Annotated in this window: 7 protein-coding genes; all 7 read left to right on the forward strand. The window is 71.6% G+C overall.

The window, feature by feature from the left end:
* Positions 1–580 (forward strand): GTP cyclohydrolase II (gene ribA, locus G6024_RS03220; protein ID WP_159148007.1); only part of this gene is annotated, 580 nt, incomplete at its 5' end.
* Positions 577–1,053 carry a 6,7-dimethyl-8-ribityllumazine synthase gene (ribH, locus tag G6024_RS03225; RefSeq protein WP_067716367.1) on the forward strand — a complete coding sequence of 159 codons (477 nt, stop codon included), beginning with the start codon at positions 577–579 and terminating at the stop codon, positions 1,051–1,053. The genes ribA and ribH, both read left to right, overlap by 4 nt.
* Positions 1,050–1,523: a PH domain-containing protein gene (locus G6024_RS03230; protein WP_067716366.1), complete on the forward strand. Its 474-nt coding sequence runs from the start codon at positions 1,050–1,052 to the stop codon at positions 1,521–1,523. The genes ribH and G6024_RS03230 overlap by 4 nt, the downstream gene beginning before the upstream one ends.
* A 6-nt stretch (positions 1,524–1,529) precedes the next feature.
* Positions 1,530–3,611, forward strand: a complete 2,082-nt coding sequence (gene uvrC / locus G6024_RS03235; protein WP_067716363.1) for an excinuclease ABC subunit UvrC — start codon at positions 1,530–1,532, stop codon at positions 3,609–3,611.
* 4 nt (positions 3,612–3,615) lie between these two features.
* A complete protein-coding gene (gene rapZ, locus G6024_RS03240) occupies positions 3,616–4,506 on the forward strand; it encodes an RNase adapter RapZ (protein WP_067716361.1) in 891 nt (296 codons plus the stop codon).
* An 8-nt stretch (positions 4,507–4,514) separates the two neighbouring features.
* Positions 4,515–5,483 (forward strand): gluconeogenesis factor YvcK family protein, encoded by a 969-nt coding sequence (locus G6024_RS03245; RefSeq protein WP_067716358.1) that lies wholly within the window; start codon positions 4,515–4,517, stop codon positions 5,481–5,483.
* Between the two features lie 37 nt (positions 5,484–5,520).
* On the forward strand, positions 5,521–5,951 hold a 431-nt coding region (gene whiA, locus G6024_RS03250; RefSeq protein WP_159148009.1), incomplete at its 3' end, for a DNA-binding protein WhiA.

Consider the following 5,951-nt stretch of genomic DNA (forward strand, 5'->3'; position numbering starts at 1 on the left):
GGGAGTCGAACACGTCGCCATGGTGGCCGGCGACATAGGGGGGGACGATCCGGTCTCCGTCCGCATCCACTCCGAGTGCCTGACCGGCGACGTGTTCCACTCGCTGCGCTGTGACTGCGGCCCGCAACTCGACGCTGCCGTCGCCGCGGTGTGCGAGGAGGGGCGCGGGGTCGTGCTGTACATGCGTGGGCACGAGGGCCGGGGGATCGGCCTGGTGCAGAAACTGCGCGCCTACCAACTGCAGGACTCCGGACGCGACACCGTCGACGCCAATCTCGACCTGGGCCTGCCCGCCGACGCCCGCGACTTCAGCCTGGCCGCACAGATGCTGCGCGACCTCGGAGTGACCCGGGTACGACTGATGACCAACAACCCCGCCAAGGCCGACGCCCTGCGCGCCGGTGGCGTGGAGGTGGTGGCCCGGGTGCCCATGCCGACGGCGGTCACGCCCGAGAACCTGCGGTACCTGCGCACCAAGCGCGACCGGATGGGCCACCTGCTCGAGGGGCTCGACGAGGGACCCGCCGGCCCGGCCGGCGCCGACGTGGACGTGGACGTGGACGGAGAGGATCAGCCATGAGCGGCAGCGGTAGACCGGAACTGGTGATCCCCGACGCCCGCGGGCTGCGGCTCGGGGTGGTGGCCTCCACCTGGCACCAGGAGATCTGCGCCCAACTGCTGGACCGGGCCCTGGCCGTCGCCGACGCCTCCGGCGCGGTGGTGACCCTGGCCCGCGTGACCGGAGCCGTGGAGCTACCGGTGGTGGCCCAGGAGCTCGCACGGACCCATGACGCCGTCGTGGCGCTCGGCGTGGTGATCCGGGGTGCGACCCCGCACTTCGACTACGTCTGTCGCTCGGTGACCGACGGGCTCACCCGGATCGCCCTCGACGAGGCCACCCCTGTCGCCCACGGGGTGCTCACCACCGAGAACGAGGGCCAGGCCCGAGACCGCGACGGCCACGAGGGTGCCTCCGAGGACAAGGGGGGAGAGGCCGTCGCCGCCGTGCTCGGCGCCGCCATCGCCCTGCGCGACCTGAGGACCGGTCGATGAACGAGAACTGGGAGTTCGAGCACCGGCCCCGTCGGATGCGCACCACCGCGATCGCCGTGGCGGTACTCATCGTCATCGTCCACGTGGTGTGGGCGGTGATCCTCGTCCGCGGTGACACCGGGGTGACGATCGGGATCGCCGATCAGTTCGCCTTCGTAGTGATCGGGTTCATCTTCGCCGGGGTGCTGCTGACCCTCCTGCGGATCCGCGTCCGGGTCGGGCAGCAGGGCGTCGAGCTCCGCGGGCCGCTGCGCGTCCGGACCTGGGGCTGGGACGACGTCGTCGGGCTGACGTTCCCGCGCTCCAGCTACTGGCCCCGGCTCGAACTCCCGGCCTACGAGCACGCGGGGATCTGGGCTATCCAGTCCATCGACGGCCAGCACGGGATCGACGGCATGGCGCGCCTGCGCGAGGCCGTCCGCACCCACAAGCCCTCGGCCGCCGATCCCGAGACCGTCGCCGACCGCTGACCCGCCGTGGCCGATCCGCGAACCTACCGCCCGGCCCCCGGCTCGATCCCGACGGAGCCGGGGGTCTACCGCTTCCGTGACGAGCACGGGCGCGTCATCTACGTCGGCAAGGCGAAGAACCTGCGGAGCCGGCTGAGCTCGTACTTCGCGGACCTGTCCCTCCTCCACCCCCGTACCCGGCGGATGGTTCTCGCCGCGGCCGGCGTGCAGTGGACGGTCGTGTCCACCGAGGTCGAGGCGCTCCAGCTCGAGTACACGTGGATCAAGAAGTACGACCCCCGGTTCAACGTCCGGTACCGCGACGACAAGACGTATCCGATGCTGGCGGTCACCGTGGGGGAGGAGTTCCCCCGTGCCTTCGTCTACCGGGGACCCCGGCGCCCGGGGACCCGCTACTTCGGGCCCTACTCACACGCGTGGGCCATCCGCGACACCCTCGACACTCTGCAGCGGGTGTTCCCCGTCCGCTCGTGCTCCGCCGGGGTGTTCAAGCGGCAGGCGCAGCTCGGCAGGCCCTGTCTGCTGGGATACATCGACAAGTGCGCCGCCCCCTGCATCGGACGGGTGACCCCGGACGAGCACCGCGCGATTGTCAACGAGCTCATCGACTTCCTGGCCGGACGTACCGATGCGATCATGCGCCGCATCGAGAAGCGGATGCTCGAGGCCTCCGCGGACCTCGACTTCGAACGGGCCGCGCGGCTGCGTGACGACCTCGGCTCCATGCGGCGTGCGATGGAGAAGCAGGCCGTCGTGCTGGGTGACGGCACCGACGCCGACGTGGTGGGCGTCGAGGTCGACGAACTGCAGGTCTCCGTCCAGGTGTTCCACGTGCGCGGGGGCCGCATCCGCGGTCAGCGCGGCTGGGTGGTCGAACACGCCCACGGCGTCGACGCCGACGGCGAGTTCGACGCGGCCCGTGCCGTGCCCGGGGTCGTCTCCGACTATCTCGCGCAGTTCTACGGGGGAGAGGCCGACCTCGCCGAGGCGGCCGAATCCGGCGACATCTCGGCTGCCGTACCCCGCGAGGTGCTGGTGCCCGCCCTGCCCGAGGACTCGGACGAGCTCGCGGAGTGGCTCTCGGCACTGCGCGGCTCCCGTGTGTCGCTCCGGGTACCCCAGCGGGGTGACAAGCGGGCCCTGGCGGAGACGGTCCACCGCAACGCCGTCGAGGCCCTGACGCAGCACAAACTCCGGCGCAGCGGCGACCTCACCGCCCGCTCCGCGGCGCTCCAGGAGATCCAGGAGACCCTCGAGCTGGACTCAGCGCCCCTGCGCATCGAGTGCGTGGACATCTCCCACACCCAGGGCACCGACGTCATGGCCTCCCTCGTCGTCTTCGAGGACGGCATCCCGCGCAAGAGCGACTACCGGCTCTACCGCATCCGCGACGCCGCGGGTGGCGGCCACTCCGACGACGTCGGCAGCATCGCCGAGGTCACGCGTCGTCGCTTCCGGCGTCACCACGAGGACCCCTCCGTCACCCCGGACGAGGTCGACGGGCCGGTCGACGACGACGCGGGAACGGGGGACGCCGCCCCCGCGTCCCGCCGGTTCGCCTACCCGCCACAGCTCTTCGTCGTCGACGGTGGTCGGCCCCAGGTCGAGGCGGCCGCCGAGGTCCTCTCCGAGCTGGGGGTCACCGACGTACCGGTGGTCGGGATCGCCAAGCGACTCGAGGAGATCTGGCTCCCGGGAGAGGAGTACCCCGTGATCTTCCCGCGCCACGGGGAGGGGCTGTTCCTGCTCCAGCGGCTCCGCGACGAGGCCCACCGGTTCGCCATCCGTGCCCACCGGAGCGCGCGGTCCAGGCGGATGACGGCCTCCGTGCTCGACGACGTCCCCGGCCTCGGGCCCACCCGTCGGGCGGCGTTGGTGGAGACGTTCCCGACCGTGTCCGCACTGCGCGCCGCGAGCGCGGACGAGCTGTGCGCCGTGCCGGGGATCGGTCCGGGGGTCGCCGCCGCGATCCGGGCGACTCTCGGTGGTGCCGAGCCCGCGGACGCGGCCGCCGCCGACGTGGGAGACTCGGGCGGGCAGCCCGACCGGGGACAGACCGACCCGGGACTGACCGATGACACGAGGTGAGACGATGGACGCAGGTGACGACGACGGCCACGCCGCGCGGGGGCGCGAGCTCCTCCTGATCAGCGGCATGTCCGGGGCGGGCAAGGGGACCGCGTCCAAGGTCCTCGAGGAATTCGGCTGGTATGTCGTCGACAACCTCCCGTTGACCTTCGTTGGCGACCTGCTCGCCCGGTTCGAGGAGTCCGACGACGAGCCCCTCCGCCTGGCGATCGTCGCCGACACCCGCAGCCTCGGGTTCGACGAACACCTCGGCGACCTCCTCGACCTGTTCGATCGGCGCCCGCAGGCTCGGATCCTGTTCCTCGAGGCCTCGGACGAGGCGCTGGTCAGCAGGTTCAACAACGTCCGTCGCTCCCATCCGCTGCAGTCGGGTGGCGGCCTGATCGACGGCATCACCCGGGAGCGCAGGATCCTCGAGGGGCTGCGGGGGCGTGCCGACGTCGTCGTGGACACCTCGGCGCTCAGTGTCCACGACCTCCGCCACCGGCTGGAGACCCCCTTCGGTGACCTCGGGTTCGACTTCCACCTCACCGTCGAGTCGTTCGGGTTCAAGTACGGCGTCCCCGTGGACGTCGACATGCTGATGGACATGCGGTTCCTGCCCAACCCGCACTGGATCCCCGAGCTCCAGCCGCACACGGGGCGCGACAAGCCCGTCCAGGACTACGTCCTCGCCGACGAATCCATCGAGGAGTACCTGCGCGCGGCGGTGTCCATGATCCGCCTGGCCATGACCGGCTACCGGCGCGAGGGCAAGCGCTACATGACGATCGCGGTCGGCTGCACCGGGGGCAAGCACCGGAGCGTGGCCATCTCCGAGTCGCTCGCCGGCAGACTGTCCGGCCTCGACTCGGTCGAGGTCCACGTACGCCACCGCGACCTCGGGCGGGAATGAGGCCGGCCATGACACACGACAGCGGTATCCCGTCCCTCGTCGCCCTCGGCGGCGGCCACGGCCTGTCGGCGACCCTCCGGGCCGCACGCCTCGTCGCCGACCACGTCACCGCGGTGGTGACGGTCGCCGACGACGGCGGCTCCTCGGGGCGACTGCGGCGCGAGCTGGGCATCCTCCCACCGGGCGACCTACGGATGGCCCTGTGCGCCCTCGCCGCCGAAGACGACGAGAAGGCGCTGCTCACCCGACTCTTCCAGCACCGCTACGGCGGCACCGGGGCGCTGGCCGGACACGCGGTGGGCAACCTCGTCTTCGCCGGCCTGTGGGAGCTGCTCGGAGACCCGGTCGACGCACTCGACGCGGTCGGGTCGATCCTCGGTGTCACCGGCCGTGTCCTGCCGATGTCCCCGGTCGCCCTCGACATCGCCGCAGAGGTCGTCGGTCTGGAAGCGGACCCCCGCGTCGTGCGGACCATCATCGGACAGGTCGCCGTCGCGACCACACCGGGCAGCGTTCGCCGGGTCACCCTCATCCCGGCCGCTCCGCCCGCCGCGGAGGGCGTGGTGGAGGCGATCACCGGAGCCGACCTCGTGGTCCTCGGACCCGGATCGTGGTTCACCAGCGTGATCCCCAACGTGCTCGTGCCCGAGATCGCGACCGCGCTCAAGAGGACGGCCGCGACCAAGGCCCTCGTGCTCAACCTCGCACCCCAGCCGGGGGAGACCGCCGGGTTCTCCGCCGAGCAACACCTCCACGTGTTGCGTCAACACGCTCCCGAGGTCGACATCGACGTCCTGCTCGTGGACCCGAGGATGCCGCTGAGCGCCACCGAACGCGAGCATCTCGAACGGGCCGCGGCGGGACTGGGGGCACGCGTGATGACCGCGGAGATAGCGAAGACCGCCGAAGATGGGACGATGAGGCCTGTCCACGACCCCGCACTGCTGGCCTCGGCGCTCGCCGACTCGGTGCGATGAGGGCCGGGTCGATGAGCCGAGAACGAAGGAGCAGGGCGTGTCGCTGACCGCACAGGTCAAGTCCGAACTGGTGAGGGTCCCCGTGGGGAACTCCGAGACCAGGAGGGCCGAGGTGTCCGCCCTGCTGAGGTTCGCCGGCACCCTCCAGGTCCTGTCCAACCGACTCGTGATCGAAGCGGAGGTGGACTCCGGCGAGATCGCGGACCGTCTCGCCGGCGAACTCGACGCCCTGTTCTCCGTCCCCTGTGAGATCCACCCGATCGGGGGTTCGGGCGGACGTCCCGCCCGCAAGTTCGTCCTGCGGGTCATCGACCGGGGTGCGGACCTGGCCCGTCAGCTCGGGCTGGTCGACAACGCCGGCCGGACGGTCCGAGGACTGCCGGCCGCGGTCGTCGGCGGCTCGGTCGCCGCCTCCGAGGCGGCGTGGCGGGGCGCGTTCCTCGCCCACGGTTCGCTCACCAAGCCCGG

It is taken from the genome of Dietzia maris (assembly GCF_014144855.1).
GTDB lineage: Bacteria > Actinomycetota > Actinomycetes > Mycobacteriales > Mycobacteriaceae > Dietzia > Dietzia kunjamensis.